Below are 17,075 nucleotides of genomic sequence, written 5' to 3' on the forward strand. Positions count from 1 at the left end.
GCATCGTGCCCCGCTTGAGTATCACGCCCGCCGCCTCCATCTGCTTGTCCAGCTCGGCAAACAGCCGGTCAAACAGACCCTGGCGCACAAGCTCGTTGCGGAACCGGTTCAGCACCGTGTGATCGGGCACGCCCTCTTCAAGGCTCAGCCCGGCAAACCGGCGGAAGCTCAGCCGGTCGGCAATCGCCTCCTCAAGCTCGCGCTCGCTCAGGCCATACAGCGCACCAAGAACAAGGCAACGGAACTTCACAATAGCCGCCCAGGCAGGCCGCCCCGCGTCGCCATGGTTGAACCGCTTCAACACCTGCTCGAACCGGTACCAGCGCACAAGACCGTCGATCTTGTCCAGAACGCCGGGAGTGCTCCCAACCACAGCATCCGAAAACCCGAGCTGCCCTGTCCGCTTCACCGCCATCAAAACCCCCGAAGCACCAAACAAAACAATCCTCTCGCTTCACGGGGAATTATGCAACAGGCCCCACGAGGGGGAGATGCCCCCGGTAGGGGGCAGAGGGGGGTATTGGGCGGCGCATCTGGCACAGCGTTGGAGGAAAGGCTGCATCACCCCCCCTCTGTCTGCTGGCGCAGACATCTCCCCCTCAAGGGGGGAGAGGGGAGCTGCGGCGTACTGAATGACTGTCGCCGATGCTGAAGCAGGGTATTCCCTGCCTCACATGTTCGGATAGTTCGGCCCGCCGGAGCCTTCCGGCACGGTCCAGGTGATGTTGCCGTTCGGGTCCTTGATGTCGCAGGTCTTGCAGTGGACGCAGTTCTGCGCGTTGATCTGGAACCGCGGCGCGCCCTCGCCTTCCTCGATCCACTCATAGACGCCAGCCGGGCAGTAGCGGTTGGACGGGCCGGCAAAGACGTCGTGCTCCGACGCCTTCTGTAGCGCCAGATCCCCGACCTTGAGGTGGATCGGCTGGTCTTCCTCGTGGTTGGTGTTCGACAGGAACACCGAGGACAGCTTGTCGAAGGAGATGACGCCATCCGGCTTCGGATAGTCGATCTTCTTGCAATCCTTGGCCGGCTTCAGGCTCTGGGCATCGGTCTTGCCGTGTTTCAGCGTGCCGAAGAAGGAGAAGCCGAACAGCTCGTTGGTCCACATGTCGAGCCCGCCAAGGCCGACGCCGAGGAGGGTGCCAAAACGCGACCACAGCGGCTTGACGTTGCGCACCTTTTTGAGGTCTGCGCCGATCTCGCTCTCGCGCCAGGCGGTGTCGAAATGGGTCAGCTCGCTGTTGGCCTCACCACGTCCGAGTGCGGCCATCACTTCTTCTGCCGCCAGGATGCCGGACAGCATGGCGTTGTGCGAACCCTTGATGCGCGGCACGTTGACGAAACCGGCCGAGCAGCCGATCAGGAGGCCGCCGGGGAAGGACAGCTTCGGCACCGACTGGTAGCCGCCTTCCGTGATGGCGCGGGCGCCATAGGCGAGGCGCTTGCCGCCCTCGAAGGTCTCGCGGATCGCCGGATGCGTCTTGAAGCGCTGGAATTCCTCGAAGGGCGAGATATAGGGGTTCTGGTAGTTGAGATGCAGCACGAAGCCGACGGCCACCTGATTGTCTTCCAGATGGTACAGGAACGAGCCGCCGCCGGTCTTCATGTCCAGCGGCCAGCCGAAGGAATGCTGCACCAGGCCCAGCTTGTGCTTGGCCGGGTCGATCTGCCACAGTTCCTTGATGCCGATGCCGAATTTCGGCACGTCGCTGTCCCGGTCGAGGGCAAACTTCGAGATCAGCTGCTTGGCCAGCGAGCCGCGCACGCCTTCGCCGATCAGCACATACTTGCCGCGCAGCTCCATGCCGCGCGTGAAGGCGTGGTTCGGCTCGCCGTTGCGGCTGATGCCCATGTCGCCGGTGGCAACACCCACCACCTTGCCCTCGTCGTCATAGAGCACTTCGGCGGCGGCAAAGCCCGGGTAGATTTCGACGCCCAGCTCTTCCGCCTTGCCCGCGAGCCAGCGGCACACATTGCCCAGGGAGACAATGTAGTTGCCGTGGTTGTTCATCAGCTTCGGCATGAGGAAGTTCGGCAGGCGGATGCCGCCGGCAGGGCCCAGCAGGAGGAAATGGTCATCGGCGACGGCCGTCTTGATCGGCGTGTCCTCGCTGCGCCAGTCCGGCAGCAGCTTGTCGAGCCCGATCGGATCGATCACGGCACCGGACAGGATATGCGCCCCGACTTCCGAGCCTTTTTCCAGGACGACAACGGACAGCTCTTCCCCCTTCTCAAGGGCGATCTGCTTCAGACGGATGGCGGCGGCAAGACCAGCGGGGCCGGCACCGACGATCACCACGTCGAAATCCATGCTTTCGCGCTCGGGCAGCTCCAGCATTTCCGTCATTCGTGTTCTCCCTCCAGAGCAAATCCAGCAAAAATGGCAACCGGCGTTGCATCCGGACTTGCCAATAACAATGCGCTAGCGGTTGGCCCCTCGCGCAAGGGCCGCAGCGGACGGCGCCTCATGTCCCGTCGTCCGCCGATGTTCCACTCTTGTCTGACCTGTATTAGAGCAGGGGCAATCGCCTCGCAATTGCTCCTTTCAGGCAGCGCCTCGACCTAACGTTTACGTAAGCGTAAATCATATTTCCGGTTTGGTCGCAAGCATCGCTTTGTCGCAGGGGCCAGTCGAACGCCGCCATTCGCGGCCAAAACGCGGCCTGCCGGTGGACAATGGTGAGGACCGGGCTGGCCAGTGCGCAAACCGATCTGCAGCGGTTGTCTTTGACGGCCGAGTGTCTAGATTGCCAGCATGATTGTATCTGATCCGACCGTCCTGACCGCCCGTCACGTCGAGGCCCTGCTGGAGTTCCTGCAAGCCTCGGGCGTCGACGGCTTCGTGGATCTGGATCCGGTCGATCGCTTTGCCCAGTCTGAACTTGACGCGCGGCGGCCACCGGAGCCCCGGCCGCAGATGGCGACCATGTCCCCGGCTGCGCCGATGCAGCGCGGGCCTGGAAATGCCTCGCCATCGCCGCCGATGGTGCTTCCATCCTTGTCGAAGCCATCGCAAACACCTGCACCAGTTCCGGCGGCAGCAGCCGTTATTCCAGGAGAGGAAGCGGTGCGGGCTGCGCACGAGACGGCACGCGCCGCTGCGACCCTTGAGGATCTGCGGACAAGGCTTGCCGGTTTCCGCGGCTGCAACCTGCATCTGACCGCCAAGACTTTGGTCTTTGCCGATGGCAATCCGGCAGCCCGCATCATGCTGGTTGGCGAGGCTCCGGGGGCGGAGGAGGATGCAGCTGGCCTGCCCTTTGTCGGGCGCTCGGGCAAGTTGCTTGACCGCATGCTTGCCGCCATCGGACAGGACCGCTCGTCCGTCTATGTCACCAATGTCGTGCCCTGGCGTCCGCCGGGCAACCGGACACCAACGCCGCAGGAAATCGAGATCTGCCGTCCCTTCATCGCCCGCCAGATCGAACTGGTGGATCCGGATGTGCTCGTGTTGCTCGGTGGCGCCTCGGCCAAGGCCCTGACCGGGGCGAACGAGGCCATTCGCAAGATGCGGGGTCGCTGGACGGACTTTGAGACGGGCCGGCGCAGGATTCGCGCGCTCACCACGTTCGATCCGGATTATCTTCTGCGCAGCCCCCTGGAAAAACGCCTCGCCTGGCACGATTTCCTGTCCTTGCGCCAGGCGTTGGCCGCCAGCGCCTGAGCAGGTTGAAGCGGCGCAGGGTATCAACCTATACGGTTTGTTAAGCGGAGATCTGCTACGCAAAGCACTGTCATTATTCAGGATTGAGCCGATGGGGTCGGGTGCTTTCTCGATTAATCGTAACGCTGCAGCGTCAACCGCCGCGAAGGCGGCGGAACAGCCGGCGCCCGAAAAGGTCCTCGTCTTCGACGTCGACCGGCTGACCTGCATCGAGGCGGAGATGAGCAACGTCAGCCAGTGGGGCTGCCGCTTGACCTCGGCCAACATCACCCTGCTCGGCAAGTCGATCGGCATCCGCATTGGCAACGATCCCCATCTGCGGGCGGCCACCGTGACGTCGATCACGGGCCAGAATGCCGCCATTGTCTTCTCCTTGCAGCAGGACACAGGCATCAGCCGCCGTGAGGAACCGCGCCGCCCGGTCTCGTTGCCAATTGTCATCTCAGACCGGGAGGGCAAGCTGCGCGTCACGGGCCGCATCATCGATGCCTCCAAGTCCGGTTGCCGCGTTTCGGCCGAGGGGCTGAACCGGCTGCCGGACGAGGTCATCATCCGCGTTCTGGGCATGCCGCGCGCCCTTGTCGGCCAGATCATGCGCCGCGAGGGCGACGAGGCCGGGGTGCGGCTCAACTGGGAAGCTGTCCGCGATCTTGCCGCCCGCACCCAGAAGATGGCGCGCGCAGCCACCTGAAGGAGAGGGCACCTGACCTTGTCTTGCGCTCCACAAGGCACCAGTTAGAACTTCAGACAGATTTCCAGACGGAGCTTGCCTGATGTTTCAAATGCTTGCCGACAAGACACGGGCGCTGCTCGGCCGCTCCGCGCCGGTCATCCCGGTTGTCCGCCTGCAGGGCGTCATCGACAATGGCGGAATTGCGCGGCCCGGCCTCAATCTGGCGAATGTCGCCCAGCCGCTCGAGCGGGCATTCCGGATGAAGAAGGCCCCGGCTGTGGCGCTGATCATCAACTCGCCAGGCGGCTCCCCTGTCCAGTCGCGGCTGATCGCAAAGCGCATCCGCGATCTGGCCGCGCTGCATGACAAGAAGGTCCTCGTGTTTGTCGAGGATGTGGCCGCATCCGGCGGCTACATGATTGCGGTGGCCGGCGACGAGATCATCGTTGATCCCTCGTCTATTGTCGGCTCCATCGGTGTCATCTTTGCCGGCTTCGGTCTCACCGGACTGATCGAGAAACTGGGTGTCGAACGCCGCGTCTATACCGCCGGCAGCAACAAGTCGCAGCTCGATCCCTTCCGCCCGGAAAACGCCGAGGACATCGCCCATATCAAGACCCTGCAGGCCGAGATCCATGACGTGTTCATTGCCCTTGTGAAAGAGCGGCGTGGCGATCGGCTGACGGATCATCCCGACCTGTTCACCGGACAGTTCTGGACCGGCCGTTCGGCGGTTGCCCTGGGACTTGCCGACCGGGAAGGGGACTTGCGCTCGGTGCTGAAGGAGAAGTTCGGGGACAAGGCCGAGGCGCGCCTGATCAATCCGCCGCGCGGGTTCCTGGGCCGGCGCACGGGTGGCGGCATTGCCGCTTCCCTCTTGCCGGCGACCTATGCCGATGATCTGATGGCCTCGGTCGAGGCACGGGCCTTGTGGGCCCGCTACGGGCTGTGAGCCGGACAGGAGACAACTGACATGCCACCGCTGTGGGGATTGGCCCTTCTGGGCGCCGCCGGCTTCGCCGCTATGAAACTCGTGCGCCGGGAAATGAACCGCATCGAGGCACGCCTGTCAGAAGCCGCCCGGCGATCCGATGACACGCCTGTTCGCCTCGAACGCGACCCCGCCACCGGCCGCTACCGTCCGCAGGGCGACGCGTGACCGGGCAAGTGCTGCGTTCCTGGTCGCTGACAAACCGACGCGTTCCATGTTGTCCCGCGCGCCGCTACTCGGCTGCCAGAATTGCCGTATCGTCCCAGGCGCGGCGCAGCCGGCGGGCTGCGTCTTCCGCGTCGCCATCCGACAGGATCGCCGACACCACTGCCATGCCGGCAGCTCCAGCCTTTCGCACGCCGACGGCATCGGAGCAGGTCAATCCGCCGATCGCGACGGCCGGAAGCTCGCTTGCCGCACAAAGCTGTGCCAGCCCGCTGTATCCGATCGGGGCCGCGTGGTCCGGTTTCGTCCGGGTCGGGTGCACCGGACCAACGCCGATATAATCCACGTCCTTTGCATCGAAGCGCGTCAGATGCGCTGCCTCCGACACCGAAACGCCAATGATGGCGTTCGGCCCGAGCATCTGCCGCGCTTCGGCCGGGGTCATATCCCGCGTGCCGATGTGCACGCCAGCCGCGCCGATCATCCGCGCCACCTCGACCCGGTCATTCAGCAGCAGCGGCACGCGCAAGGGATCAAGCCGCGCTTTCAGCCGGCGCGCGAAGTCCGCCACCACCGCATGCGGTGCGGTCTTGTCGCGCAATTGCACGAGGCTCACCCCGCCCCGGACAGCGGCGATCACGTCGTCTTCCAGACCCGGGCGCCGGACTTCGTCGGTGACAAGATACAAGGACAGGTCAAAGCGGGACATGGTCGAACTCCACGAGGGCGAGAGCATCAAGCTGTGTTGGCGTGACGTCGCTCAAGGCATTGAGGAACCCGACCGCAAAGCTGCCGGGCAGGGGAGAGACGGCGGTGGCCAGTTCTCCGGCGACCGCGTAATAGGCCAGTGCTGCGACCGTTGCGTGAAACCTGTCGTCCTGCCCCACGGCAAAGGCTGCGACGATACCGGTCAGGGCACAGCCGAGGGCCGTCACCTGCGTCATTGCTGGCGAGCCGTTGCGGATCCGCGCCTGTCTTTGGCCATCGGTGACGAAATCCACCGCTCCCGTGACGGCGACGATCCCGCCTGTCGCCCGCGCCAGGGCAACAGCGGCGGGTTCTGCAGCCTGCACCCCATCGCCGCTGTCCGGTCCCTTGGCGGCGCTGTCGCGTCCGGTCAGCGCGAGGATTTCCGAGGCATTGCCCTTCACGATCAGGCCGGGTACCCGCCGGGCCAGTGCCATGTTGATGTCGCGCCGGTAGGCTGTCGCCCCGGCGGCGACCGGGTCAAGCACCACAGGAATGCCACGGCCTGAAGCGACATCCGCCGCCGCCGCCATGGCCGCCACCCAGTCGGGTTCGGGTGTGCCGGTGTTCAGCGTCAGGGCATGAGCCAAACCGGCAAATTCCGCGGCCTCTTCGCGCGCATGCACCATGGCAGGTGAAGCGCCCGCTGCCAGCAGCACATTCGCCATGGTCTGCATGGCAACGAAATTGGTGATGTTCTGCACCAGCGGACGTCGTGCCCGCAGGCTTGCAAGGGCGTTGCCGAATGTCATTGCTGCTCCTCATCGCAGAAGGGAAAACCTGCGGCAGGAGCGCGCGTGCAAATTCGCCCTGATCCAGCCCGATGGCGGACGACGGTCCGGTCAGGGGAACAAGGCGGGCAAGCAGCTGTGGTGTGTCTGCAAGGTTCTGCAAACGACTTCCTCCGCCGGCATGACCCGGTTCAGGTTCAAAGGGTTCATCTCAGCCCCCGGTTGTGGGGCGCCCCTGTCGCAAGCAGATTTATAGGCGCGGAACCGCGATGGCGCAAGCGGTATTCCCTTGTGCCGTCGCAGATGCCGCATGGTTCAACGGATGAATTCCAGCGGGCGGAAACATTCCCGCTCGTTGACGATGAGGCCATTCGGCCACTGGATCCAGCGGTCCTGGCAACGCTCGCTTTCCTTGAGGGGGATCGGGCGGCGCGGCTTGCGCGGCTGCTTGTTGGGTACATGCGTCACGACGTGGGTATACGGTCCTGACGCCGCAGCCTGCCGATCCATGCAACTGCGCGAGGCACAGACGATCGGCGCGCTGTCCGGATTGCCGCTGTCATTGGCGCCAGATGGTCCGGAGGACGAAGCCGATGGATTGTTGCTGCTCTGGTTGTTGCTGCCCTGGCTCTGCGCGGCCGCAAGGCTGGCGCTGGCGAGCAGGGCGGCGGTTGCAAGGACTGTCAGAAAGGATGTGCGGGACATGATCTTCTCCTCTGGGTGCGGGTTCCTCACCCGCAGGTCCGGCACATGAAAAAGGAGCCGGTAGAATGAGGGTGACGTAACGTCGCTTGGAGCGATAGAGGGGGAAGGGCCTGAAGCCGACAAGGTGTGATCCGCACCACGTTTGTGCGGGCGATTTCAGCAAAAAAGCCGGTCCTTGCCGCCGCCCTTGACCTTGTCAGCCGCCCGTGGCACCTGTCCGGCCAAATGTTTGCGGCTTTGGCCGCCCCTCCTTTCGCAATCGGGAACCGCCCCATGTCGAACGAAGCCATCCCGGCCCACATGCGCCCTGAAAACTCCTTCCAGGGCCTGATCCTGACCCTGCAGCGCTACTGGGCGGATCAGGGCTGCGTCGTGCTGCAGCCCTATGACATGGAAGTCGGCGCCGGTACGTTCCATCCGGCCACCACGCTGCGCTCGCTCGGACCCCGCCCGTGGAAGGCCGCTTATGTCCAGCCCTCGCGCCGTCCGTCCGATGGCCGCTACGGCGAGAACCCGAACCGGCTGCAGCACTATTACCAGTTCCAGGTCATCCTGAAGCCGTCGCCGGACAACCTGCAGCAGCTTTATCTCGACAGCCTCTACGCCATCGGTCTCGATCCGACGCTGCATGACGTGCGCTTCGTCGAGGACGACTGGGAAAGCCCGACGCTGGGCGCCTGGGGCCTTGGCTGGGAATGCTGGTGCGACGGCATGGAAGTGTCGCAGTTCACCTACTTCCAGCAGGTCGCCGGTTTCGAGTGCGCGCCGGTCTCGGGCGAACTCACCTATGGCCTCGAGCGTCTCGCCATGTACATCCAGGGCGTCGATAACGTCTACGACCTGAACTACAACGGCCGCGAAGGCGCCGAGAAGATCACCTATGGCGACGTCTTCCTGCAGGCCGAGCAGGAATATTCCCGCCATAACTTCGAGCACGCCGACACCGAACTCCTGTTCCGCCACTTCCGCGACGCCGAGGAAGAGTGCCGCCGCCTTCTGGCCGCCGGTGCTGCAACTCGTGATGCCATCGGTGCGGATGTGCACCAGATGGTGCTGCCGGCCTATGACCAGTGCATCAAGGCCAGCCATGCCTTCAACCTGCTGGATGCGCGCGGCGTGATTTCGGTCACCGAACGCCAGAGCTACATCCTGCGCGTCCGCGAACTGGCCAAGGCCTGCGGCGCCGCCTTCCTCGAAACCCGCGCCGGCGGCGTCGGCTACGAAGGCTGATTGCTGGCACGCGTGGCAGGGCGGTTCTTTCCGCGGTCATCCCCGCCCTGTGCGGGGATCCAGCCGGCACACCGAGTCTCGTCGCTCCTGCGTAGGCAGGAGCCCAGTAACCTGTTGAGTTGATTGTCTTTCGGTGTCTGTGCGTCCCCAGGTCTGCCCCGTTTACTGGGCTCCTGCCTGCGCAGGAGCGACGAACGGCGGGGCATGCGTCACGACGTGCTCGCATGTTGGACGAGGGACAGGTTCGAAGGCATTGGCAGGCCCACATCTCCATCACCAAGGGTGACATCACCGCCGCCAGGCGCTAGCGTCACGCGCGAGTGTGTCCTTGCCTGGAGAAGCCGGTCATGACCTTCTGGATTGTCGTTGCGGTCATCGGTGCCGCCGCCCTCTATCTCATTACGCTGTACAACGGCCTCGTGACCAAGCGGCAGATGGTCGAGGAAGGCTGGAGCGGCATCGACGTCCAGCTCAAGCGCCGCTCCGACCTGATCCCCAATCTCGTCGAGACCGTCAAGGGCTATGCCACCCACGAAAAAGCGACGCTGGAGGCGGTGACGGACCTCCGCACTGCTGCGTCCCGCGTGCCGGCCGGCGACGTGGCGGGACGCGCTGCAGTGGAAGGCCAGATCTCCCAGGCGCTGGGGCGGCTGTTCGCAGTCGCCGAGGCCTATCCGGACCTGAAGGCCAGCGATAATTTCCGCGAGTTGCAGTCTGCCCTCGACAAGGTCGAAGACGCGCTGCAGATGGCGCGGCGCTACTACAACGGCGCCGTGCGCGGCCTCAACGTCATGGTCGAGAGCTTTCCGTCCAATCTGGTGGCGGGCAAGTTCGGCTTCACCAAGGCGGAGTATTTCGAGATCGAGGATCCAGCCGACCGCGCACTCCCGAAGGTATCGTTCTGACAGGTCCCGCCATGCGCTTGCTTTCGGCTTCCCGCCTCGCCGCGTTCCTGGTTGCCCTGGCCTTGCTTCTGGGCAATGCCTTGCCCCTGGCCGCAGCCGAGCGCATCGTCCGCTTCACCTCCACCATCGCAGCCGGCAGCAATGGCAGCTTGCGCGTGACCGAGGTGATCGAGGTGGAAGCCGAGGGCCGGGAGATCCGGCGCGGCATCTTCCGTGATGTGCCGCTGCTGTTCCAGATGGAAGGCGGCCGCATCGCCCGGGCCGGGTTTGACCTTGTCTCGGTTGAGCGCAACGGTTCGGATGAACCCTATCAGGTCAATTCCAGCGACAGCGGCGTGCGCATTCTGATCGGCCAGGAGAGCGTGTTCCTCGACCATGGCCGCCACACCTATCGCATCGTTTATGATACCACCCGGCAGATCCGCTTCTTTGCCGAGGCCGATGAGATCTACTGGAACGCCACCGGCAACGAATGGGCCTTCCTGATCGAGCAGGCAACCGCCCGCGTCGTGCTGCCCGAAGGGGCCAGCGCCCTGGACTGGACCGCTTACACGGGCCCCTATGGCGCCGATGGCGCGGATTACTCCGCCTATGTCGAGAACGGTGGGCAATCTATCGTCTTTACCGCCACCCGTCCGTTGCAGCCGCGCGAGGGGCTGACCGTTGTTGTCGGCGTCGAGAAGGGCGTCATTTCACCGCCGGGCGATGCCGAGGCAGCGCTGTATTTCCTGTCTGACTACCGCAATGAACTGCTGGGCGGCGCCGGGCTGGTGGTGGTGCTGATCTACTATCTCGTCACCTGGTGGCGTGTCGGCCGCGACCCCAAGCCGGGCGTGATCTTTCCCCGTTTTGAGCCACCGAAAGGCCTGTCGCCAGCCCTGGTGCATTACATCGAGCATCGCGGCTTTTCCGATGGCGGCTGGCGCGCCCTGACCGCTGCCTGCCTCAACCTTGCGGTGAAGGGCCGATTGCAGCTCGATACCAGTGGCGCGGACCTGCGCATGGAGGCCCTTGCCGCGCCGACCCCGGCGCCCGGCACGCCGGCGCTTGCCCGCAACGAGAGCGTGACCCTGAAGTGGCTGAAGGGCAGGGGAGGTGATGTCACCATCAACAAGGCGAACGGCGAGTCAGTCCAGAAGCTGGGCAGGTTGTTCCGCGCCTCCGTCGAGCGCGACGGGCAGGACGCCTATTTCCGGCACAACACAGGTTTCCTCGTCCTCGGCGTGGTTCTGAGCGTATTGACCATTGCCTCGATCATCTTCTTTGGCCGGATCAGTGAGCTTGACATGATCCTGCTGGTTCCGGTCATCGCGATCGGCGGTCTGCTCAGTTCAGTCGCGGTGCTGATCGGCAAGGCACTGATGCGCAAGGCCAGACTGGCAACGCGCCTGGCTGCCGTGCTGGTCAGCTTTGCCATTGGTTCTGCCCTCTATGTTGTCCTTGGCCATGTCGGTCTGTCCCTGGTGATGGAGACGCCGCTGCTGCCGTTGCTGGCAACCGTGTTGCTGGGGCTCAACCTGTTGTTCTTCCGGCTGATGGGGGCCCCGACGGCACTGGGGCGACAGGTTCTCGACGAGATCGAAGGCCTGCGCATGTATCTGGAGGTCGCTGAGGCCGAACGGATGAACATGGCCGGCGTGCCGCTGATGAGCCCGCAGCATTTCGAGACGCTGCTGCCCTATGCGGTAGCTCTGGATGTGGAGGAGCCCTGGTCAGGGGCCTTCCAGGCCTGGCTCGGCACGGCCGCCGGTGCGGCGGTTGCGGCGAGCTATCATCCGCAGTGGAGCAGCGGCAGTTTTGATCCGTCGACTTTCACGCGGGATCTGGGCGGCACGGTGGACGCCATGTCCTCGTCCTTCACCAGTTCACTGCCTGCGCCCAGTTCATCCAGTTCCGGCTTTTCCGGCGGCGGCGGTGGTGGTTCCTCCGGTGGTGGCGGCGGAGGTGGTGGCGGCGGCGGCTGGTAAGCTTGGCTCAGCCGACCTGACGCATCAGGGCAGGGCGCGCTTGACGTTGGTGGAGGGCACGCCGGCCCCACCCTCCGGCCGGCCCGCGCCGGCTGATCCGAGCGCCTGGAACAGCGCCTGGACGTCTGGCCCTGGAACGGCGGCCGAAAACAGGAAACCCTGACCGAAGCGGCAACCCTGGACGTTCAGCGCGTCGATCTGGTCCTTCTCCTCGATGCCTTCGGCGACGGTCTCGATACCCAGTCCCTGCGACAGGCCGAGAATGGCCCGGACGATGGCGGCGCTTTCCTCGTCGGTGGACATGCGGGCAATGAAGGACTGGTCGATCTTGAGCGTGTCGATGTGGAATTCACGCAGGTACCTGAGGCTGGAGTGCCCCGTGCCGAAATCGTCGAGCGCAATCTTGATGCCGGCGGCCGACAACTGGTCGAGAATTTCCTTCGCCGTCTTCGGGTCGCGGACGAGCGAGTTCTCGGTGATTTCCAGTTCCAGCCGGCGCGGGGCAAGGCCTGTCTGACCGAGAATGGAAATGACCTTCAGCGGCAGCATGCGGTCCTGCAACTGAACCGGCGAGATGTTGAACGACAGATACGTGTCGCTTGGCCAGTTCACGGCAGCGGCACAGGAACAGCGCAGCAGATGCTCCGTCAGTTCCGGCATCAGGCCGCAATCTTCCGCGATGGCAATGAACTGGGTCGGTGGCACCGTACCGAAGTCGCGGTCGGTCCAGCGCGCCAGCGCCTCGAAACCGACGATCTTGCGGCTTTTCAGGTCCAGGATCGGCTGGAAATGCGGTTCGATGGCCTGCGACGAGATCGCCACTCGCAGCCGCTGTTCCAGCAGCGTCCGGTGCAGGATCGCTGCATCCATCTCCACTTCAAAAAAGCGGAAGGTCGCCCGGCCGGAGGTCTTGGCCCGGTACAGCGCCACATCGGCCCGGCGCAGCAGTTCGACGATGGAATAGCCATTGTCGGGAAATACGGCGATGCCAATCCCGCTGGAAATGCTGACTTGCCGCTCGCCGACGACGAAGGGTTCCTGAATGCGATTGAGCAGCCGCCGGGCAATGCCCGTGGCTGCATCCTTGTTCTCCAGCACCGGAGTGACGATCGCGAATTCATCGCCGCCGAGGCGGGCCACCAGCCCGTCATCCCCGACGGTTTCCACAAGCCGGTCAGCGAACTCCCGCAGGATCTGGTCGCCAAAGCTGTGGCCATAGACATCATTGATCGGCTTGAAGCCGTCCATGTCCATCATCATGACGGCCCGGTACTGTTCCGGGTCCAGGAGATGGACCATGCCGGGGAAGGCCTGTTCCAGCCGCCGTCGGTTGGGCAGGCCGGTCAGCGCATCATGCTGGGCCAGCGCCATGGCATCGACGGCCGCCGCTTCCTGCCGTTCTGCCTCGGCCCGCAGTCGCCGCATGCGCCAGAGCGCCAGGGCCAGCCCTCCGGCAATCGTGCCGGCGACCAAGGCCAGAACCGTGTCCGTGATCCAGAGCGCGGGACCGGAGCGCAGGCGCAGTTCGCCGAGACGGGGCAGCAACCAGAAGAATGAAATGGTCGTGACAATCGCAACGACAGGTAGAAATGACAAGGCGAACGCGCCTGCCAACGACCTGTTCTTCACGACAACAAACCACCACAAATTCTTCAAGCTCATGATACCGCACATTTCACAACCTTCGGACAACTTAAGGCATTTTTCTTGCGAAACAGTGAAGTGCCGTCTCTTTCATTCTGATCGGAGATTAATCAGTCGCTGTCCAATATTAACTGTGCACTGCAGCAGATGACGGTTTACTTGATGTGACACAGTCCCATTCCGGGGCATGCCTGTCTTGCAGGGGGGTGACAACCGGCCTGCGAGTTGGTAACGGACAACGCCTGTTGTCGCTGTGCGCATCATGTCCCGATGCGGCAGGACCATCCCCTCTAGCGAAGGCTTTGCACCACGATGCCCGATCTCCTGCTTGAGCTGTTCAGCGAGGAAATCCCCGCCCGCATGCAGCGGCGCGCAGGCGAGGACCTCAAGTCGCTGCTCACCAACGCGCTGGTTGAAGCGGGTCTGACCTACGAGGGTGCCAAGTCCTTCTCCACGCCGCGCCGTCTGGCGCTGCACATCGCCGGTCTGCCGGCGGCGTCCAGCCCGACCCGGGAAGAGAAGAAGGGCCCGCGCGTCGGCTCGCCCGATCAGGCGATCCAGGGCTACCTGCGCGGGGCAGGGCTCACCTCGCTGGACGAGGCCACCATCCAGAGCGATCCGAAGAAGGGCGACTTCTACATCGCCGTCATCGAGAAGCCGGGCCGCCCGACGGCGGAGATCATCGCCGAGGTAATGCCGGGCATCATCCGCGCCTTCCCCTGGCCGAAGTCCATGCGCTGGGGCTCGGGCTCGCTGCGCTGGGTGCGTCCGCTCAAGTCGATCATCGCCACCTTCGGACCGGAAACGGAAGAGCCGGACATCATCGACTTCGAGGTCGACGGCATCCGCGCCGGCAACGTCACCCGTGGCCACCGCTTCCACGGCAACGAGGACTTCACCGTCCGCCGCTTCGACGACTACATGCCGAAGCTGGAAAAGCACAAGGTCATCCTCGACGCCGACCGCCGCAAGGACGTCATCCTGCATGACGCCCGCAACCAGGCCATGGCGCTGGGGCTCGAACTGGTCGAGGACGAGGGCCTCTTGGAAGAAGTCTCCGGCCTCGTCGAATGGCCGGTCGTGCTCACCGGCACGTTCGAGGAAGAGTTCCTGACCATCCCGGACGAGTGCATCCGCCTCACCATCCGCGCCAACCAGAAGTGCTTCGTCCTGCGCGATCCGGCCACCGGCCGCCTTGCCAACCGTTTCGTGCTGACCTCCAACCTGATCGCGGCCGATGGCGGCACCACCATCATCGCCGGCAACGAGAAGGTCATCCGCGCCCGCCTGTCCGACGCCCGCTTCTTCTGGGAAACCGACCTGAAGACGAAGCTGGAGGACAACCTCGCCAAGCTCGACGGAATCGTCTTCCACGAGAAGCTCGGCTCACAGGGCGAGCGGGTGAAGCGCCTCGAGGCGCTGGCCGCCGAACTCGCACCTGCCGTCGGCGCCGATGCCGATCTTGCCCGCCGGGCTGCGCGTCTGGCCAAGGCCGATCTCGTCACCGGCATGGTCGGCGAGTTCCCCGAGTTGCAGGGCCTGATGGGCCGTTACTACGCCACCCACCAGGGCGAACACGCCTCCGTCGCCACGGCCATCGAGGACCACTACCGTCCGCAAGGGCCGTCCGACCGGGTGCCGTCCGATCCGGTGGCCATTGCCGTCGCGCTCGCCGACAAGCTCGACCTGCTCGCCGGCTTCTGGGCCATCGACGAAAAGCCGACCGGCTCCAAGGACCCCTTCGCCCTGCGCCGCGCCGCGTTGGGCGTGATCCGCATCATTCTCGACAACGGCCTGCGCCTGAAGCTTGGCGCGCTGATCGAGGGCATCATTGCCGCGCGCGTCGGCACCGGCACTGCAGCCGCCCTGCGTGACGACCTCCTGTCCTTCTTCGCCGACCGTCTCAAGGTCCATCTGAAGGAAGAGGGCGCCCGTCATGACCTGATCGACGCCGTCTTCGGCCTCGGCGGCCAGGACGACCTGCTGATGGTCGTGCGCCGCGTCGAGGCTCTGGGCCGGTTCCTCGCCACCGAGGATGGGGTCAACCTGCTCGCCGGCTACAAGCGTGCGATGAACATCCTCAAGGCGGAAGAGAAGAAGGACGGCGCGGCTGTTTCCGGCCGCCCGCAGGCAGACCATTTCCGCGAACCGGCCGAGATCGCGCTCGCCAGTGCCATCGACACGGCCCGGTCCGGTGTGGCGGAGGCGTTGAAGGGGGAAAACTTCGAGGCTGCCATGGAGGCGCTCGCCGCCCTGCGCGGTCCGGTTGATGCCTTCTTCGCCGACATCCTCGTCAACGCCGACGAGGCGGCCCTGCGCCTCAACCGTTTGCGCCTGCTCGCCGAAATCCGCGACACCGCCGGCCTCGTCGCCGACTTCTCCCGCGTCGCGGGTTGATAGCGCGGGCTGTAGGCAAGACCTCTCCGTTCCTCTCCTTGGGAGGGCGGCTGAGAGGCTGAACCGCTTCGAACGAGTGCAGGTCCTCGGGGATTGAGCTTGTGTGTCCGGTTGGCTGTCCGTGTCGTCAGCAAAGGGAGCAGTAGAGCATGAGCCGTTTCTGGTCCTCAGCAGTGCACGCACTGGAACCCTACGTGGCTGGCGAACAGCCAAATGTTCCAAATCTGGTGAAGCTGAACACCAATGAATGCCCGTACGCTCCCTCGCAGCGCGTGCTGGATGAGATCGCTGCCGCGACAGATACTCGCCTTCGGCTTTATCCTGATCCGACGTCTGCCGATCTTCGTCAGGCAATTGCCGCGCGCTTTGGCCTGACATCGGAAGAAGTTTTCGTCGGCAACGGATCGGACGAAGTGCTGGCCTTTGCTTTTGCTGGCATTCTCAAGCACGACACGCCGCTCCTCCAGCCGGATATTACATATAGCTTTTACAAGACCTATGCCCGTCTCTTCGACATTACGGTCGAAGAGATCCCGCTCGACGCCAATTTTCGTGTCGATGTATCGGACTACAATTGTCCCTGCGGTGCCATCATTCTTTCCAATCCCAACGCACCAACCGGAACCGCTCTGCCGCTTGAAGAAATTGAGAAACTTGTCTCAGGCCATCCCGATCAGGCCGTGTTGATCGACGAAGCGTATGTTGATTTCGGGGCCGAGACCGCAGCTTCACTTGTTCCGCGCCATGAAAATCTGCTGGTCGTGCAGACGTTTTCGAAATCCCGGGCGCTCGCAGGTCTGCGCGTTGGTTTCGCGCTTGGCCAGCGGCCACTGATCGAGGCATTGGAGCGAATGAGGGACAGCTTCAATTCCTATCCTTTGGACAGGCTTGCCCAGGCGGCTGCCAAAGCCGCGATCGAGGACGAGGCCTGGTTCATAGAGATACGTAGCAAAATCATCGCAAACCGGGAAATGGTCACAGCGGAGCTTCGTTCGCGCGGATTTGAGGTTTTGTCCTCTTCGGCCAATTTCGTATTTGCACGCCACCCTGCTCATCAGGGAGCTGATCTGGCAAGACGTCTCCGCGAGCAAGCGGTCCTTGTCCGTCACTTCAACAAGCCTCGCATTGCCGATTTCCTCCGCATCACCATCGGCACAGTCGAGGAATGCCGTCAGTTTCTGAGGGCAATTGATCAAATCATATGACGCGCCGCAATCCGCGACACCGCCGGCCTCGTCGCCGACTTCTCCCGCGTC

General features: G+C 64.0%; 15 protein-coding genes and 1 riboswitch. Of the genes, 9 read left to right on the forward strand and 6 right to left on the reverse strand.

The features are described 5' to 3' along the window. Positions 1–415: transposase (locus ACTIFE_RS05645; protein WP_439528189.1), on the reverse strand; the 415-nt coding region annotated here is incomplete at its 3' end. A 255-nt stretch (positions 416–670) separates the two neighbouring features. Further along, positions 671–2,347: an electron transfer flavoprotein-ubiquinone oxidoreductase gene (locus ACTIFE_RS05650; RefSeq protein WP_439528190.1), complete on the reverse strand. Its 1,677-nt coding sequence runs from the start codon at positions 2,345–2,347 to the stop codon at positions 671–673. A gap of 408 nt (positions 2,348–2,755) precedes the next feature. On the opposite strand from ACTIFE_RS05650, the gene ACTIFE_RS05655 reads away from it, so the two are divergent. The 4 genes from ACTIFE_RS05655 to ACTIFE_RS05670 all read left to right on the forward strand — a co-directional run bounded on the left by ACTIFE_RS05655 (position 2,756) and on the right by ACTIFE_RS05670 (position 5,496). Further along, the gene (locus tag ACTIFE_RS05655; RefSeq protein WP_439528191.1) at positions 2,756–3,664 is read left to right on the forward strand and encodes a uracil-DNA glycosylase; all 909 of its coding nucleotides are present in this window, start codon (positions 2,756–2,758) and stop codon (positions 3,662–3,664) included. A 91-nt stretch (positions 3,665–3,755) separates the two neighbouring features. Further along, positions 3,756–4,355 (forward strand): PilZ domain-containing protein, encoded by a 600-nt coding sequence (locus ACTIFE_RS05660; protein WP_439528192.1) that lies wholly within the window; start codon positions 3,756–3,758, stop codon positions 4,353–4,355. An 82-nt stretch (positions 4,356–4,437) separates the two neighbouring features. After that, positions 4,438–5,289 (forward strand): S49 family peptidase, encoded by an 852-nt coding sequence (locus ACTIFE_RS05665; protein WP_439528193.1) that lies wholly within the window; start codon positions 4,438–4,440, stop codon positions 5,287–5,289. 21 nt (positions 5,290–5,310) lie between these two features. Beyond that, positions 5,311–5,496, forward strand: coding sequence for a hypothetical protein (locus ACTIFE_RS05670; RefSeq protein ID WP_439528194.1), 186 nt, complete (start codon positions 5,311–5,313; stop codon positions 5,494–5,496). Between the two features lie 64 nt (positions 5,497–5,560). On the opposite strand, the gene thiE is transcribed toward ACTIFE_RS05670, so the two are convergent. The 3 genes from thiE to ACTIFE_RS05685 all read right to left on the reverse strand — a co-directional run bounded on the left by thiE (position 5,561) and on the right by ACTIFE_RS05685 (position 7,676). Continuing rightward, positions 5,561–6,202, reverse strand: a complete 642-nt coding sequence (gene thiE / locus ACTIFE_RS05675; protein WP_439528195.1) for a thiamine phosphate synthase — start codon at positions 6,200–6,202, stop codon at positions 5,561–5,563. Next, positions 6,189–6,992, reverse strand: a complete 804-nt coding sequence (gene thiM, locus ACTIFE_RS05680) for a hydroxyethylthiazole kinase (protein ID WP_439528196.1) — start codon at positions 6,990–6,992, stop codon at positions 6,189–6,191. Before thiM ends, thiE begins: the two co-directional genes overlap by 14 nt. Before the next feature lie 130 nt (positions 6,993–7,122). Then, positions 7,123–7,218: riboswitch (TPP riboswitch) on the reverse strand. Positions 7,219–7,286: 68 nt separating this feature from the next. Further along, positions 7,287–7,676, reverse strand: a complete 390-nt coding sequence (locus ACTIFE_RS05685) for a hypothetical protein (RefSeq protein WP_439528197.1) — start codon at positions 7,674–7,676, stop codon at positions 7,287–7,289. A gap of 300 nt (positions 7,677–7,976) precedes the next feature. Between ACTIFE_RS05685 and ACTIFE_RS05690 the strand changes: the two genes are divergently transcribed. From ACTIFE_RS05690 to ACTIFE_RS05700, 3 genes are all read left to right on the forward strand, one after another. After that, positions 7,977–8,906, forward strand: a complete 930-nt coding sequence (locus ACTIFE_RS05690) for a glycine--tRNA ligase subunit alpha (RefSeq protein WP_439528332.1) — start codon at positions 7,977–7,979, stop codon at positions 8,904–8,906. Positions 8,907–9,253: 347 nt separating this feature from the next. Continuing rightward, a complete protein-coding gene (locus ACTIFE_RS05695; protein ID WP_439528198.1) occupies positions 9,254–9,811 on the forward strand; it encodes a LemA family protein in 558 nt (185 codons plus the stop codon). A gap of 11 nt (positions 9,812–9,822) precedes the next feature. Next, positions 9,823–11,778 (forward strand): DUF2207 domain-containing protein, encoded by a 1,956-nt coding sequence (locus ACTIFE_RS05700; RefSeq protein ID WP_439528199.1) that lies wholly within the window; start codon positions 9,823–9,825, stop codon positions 11,776–11,778. Between the two features lie 24 nt (positions 11,779–11,802). Here ACTIFE_RS05700 and ACTIFE_RS05705 read toward each other — a convergent pair whose 3' ends face one another. Next, the gene (locus ACTIFE_RS05705; RefSeq protein ID WP_439528200.1) at positions 11,803–13,440 is read right to left on the reverse strand and encodes a putative bifunctional diguanylate cyclase/phosphodiesterase; all 1,638 of its coding nucleotides are present in this window, start codon (positions 13,438–13,440) and stop codon (positions 11,803–11,805) included. A 294-nt stretch (positions 13,441–13,734) separates the two neighbouring features. Between ACTIFE_RS05705 and glyS the strand changes: the two genes are divergently transcribed. Next, positions 13,735–15,819, forward strand: a complete 2,085-nt coding sequence (gene glyS, locus ACTIFE_RS05710) for a glycine--tRNA ligase subunit beta (protein ID WP_439528201.1) — start codon at positions 13,735–13,737, stop codon at positions 15,817–15,819. 149 nt (positions 15,820–15,968) lie between these two features. Continuing rightward, on the forward strand, positions 15,969–17,024 hold the full coding sequence (gene hisC, locus ACTIFE_RS05715) for a histidinol-phosphate transaminase (RefSeq protein ID WP_439528202.1): 1,056 nt from the start codon (positions 15,969–15,971) through the stop codon (positions 17,022–17,024). Positions 17,025–17,075: the final 51 nt, after the last annotated feature.

The sequence above is a fragment of the Pannonibacter sp. genome, assembly GCF_051860505.1.
GTDB lineage: Bacteria > Pseudomonadota > Alphaproteobacteria > Rhizobiales > Stappiaceae > Pannonibacter.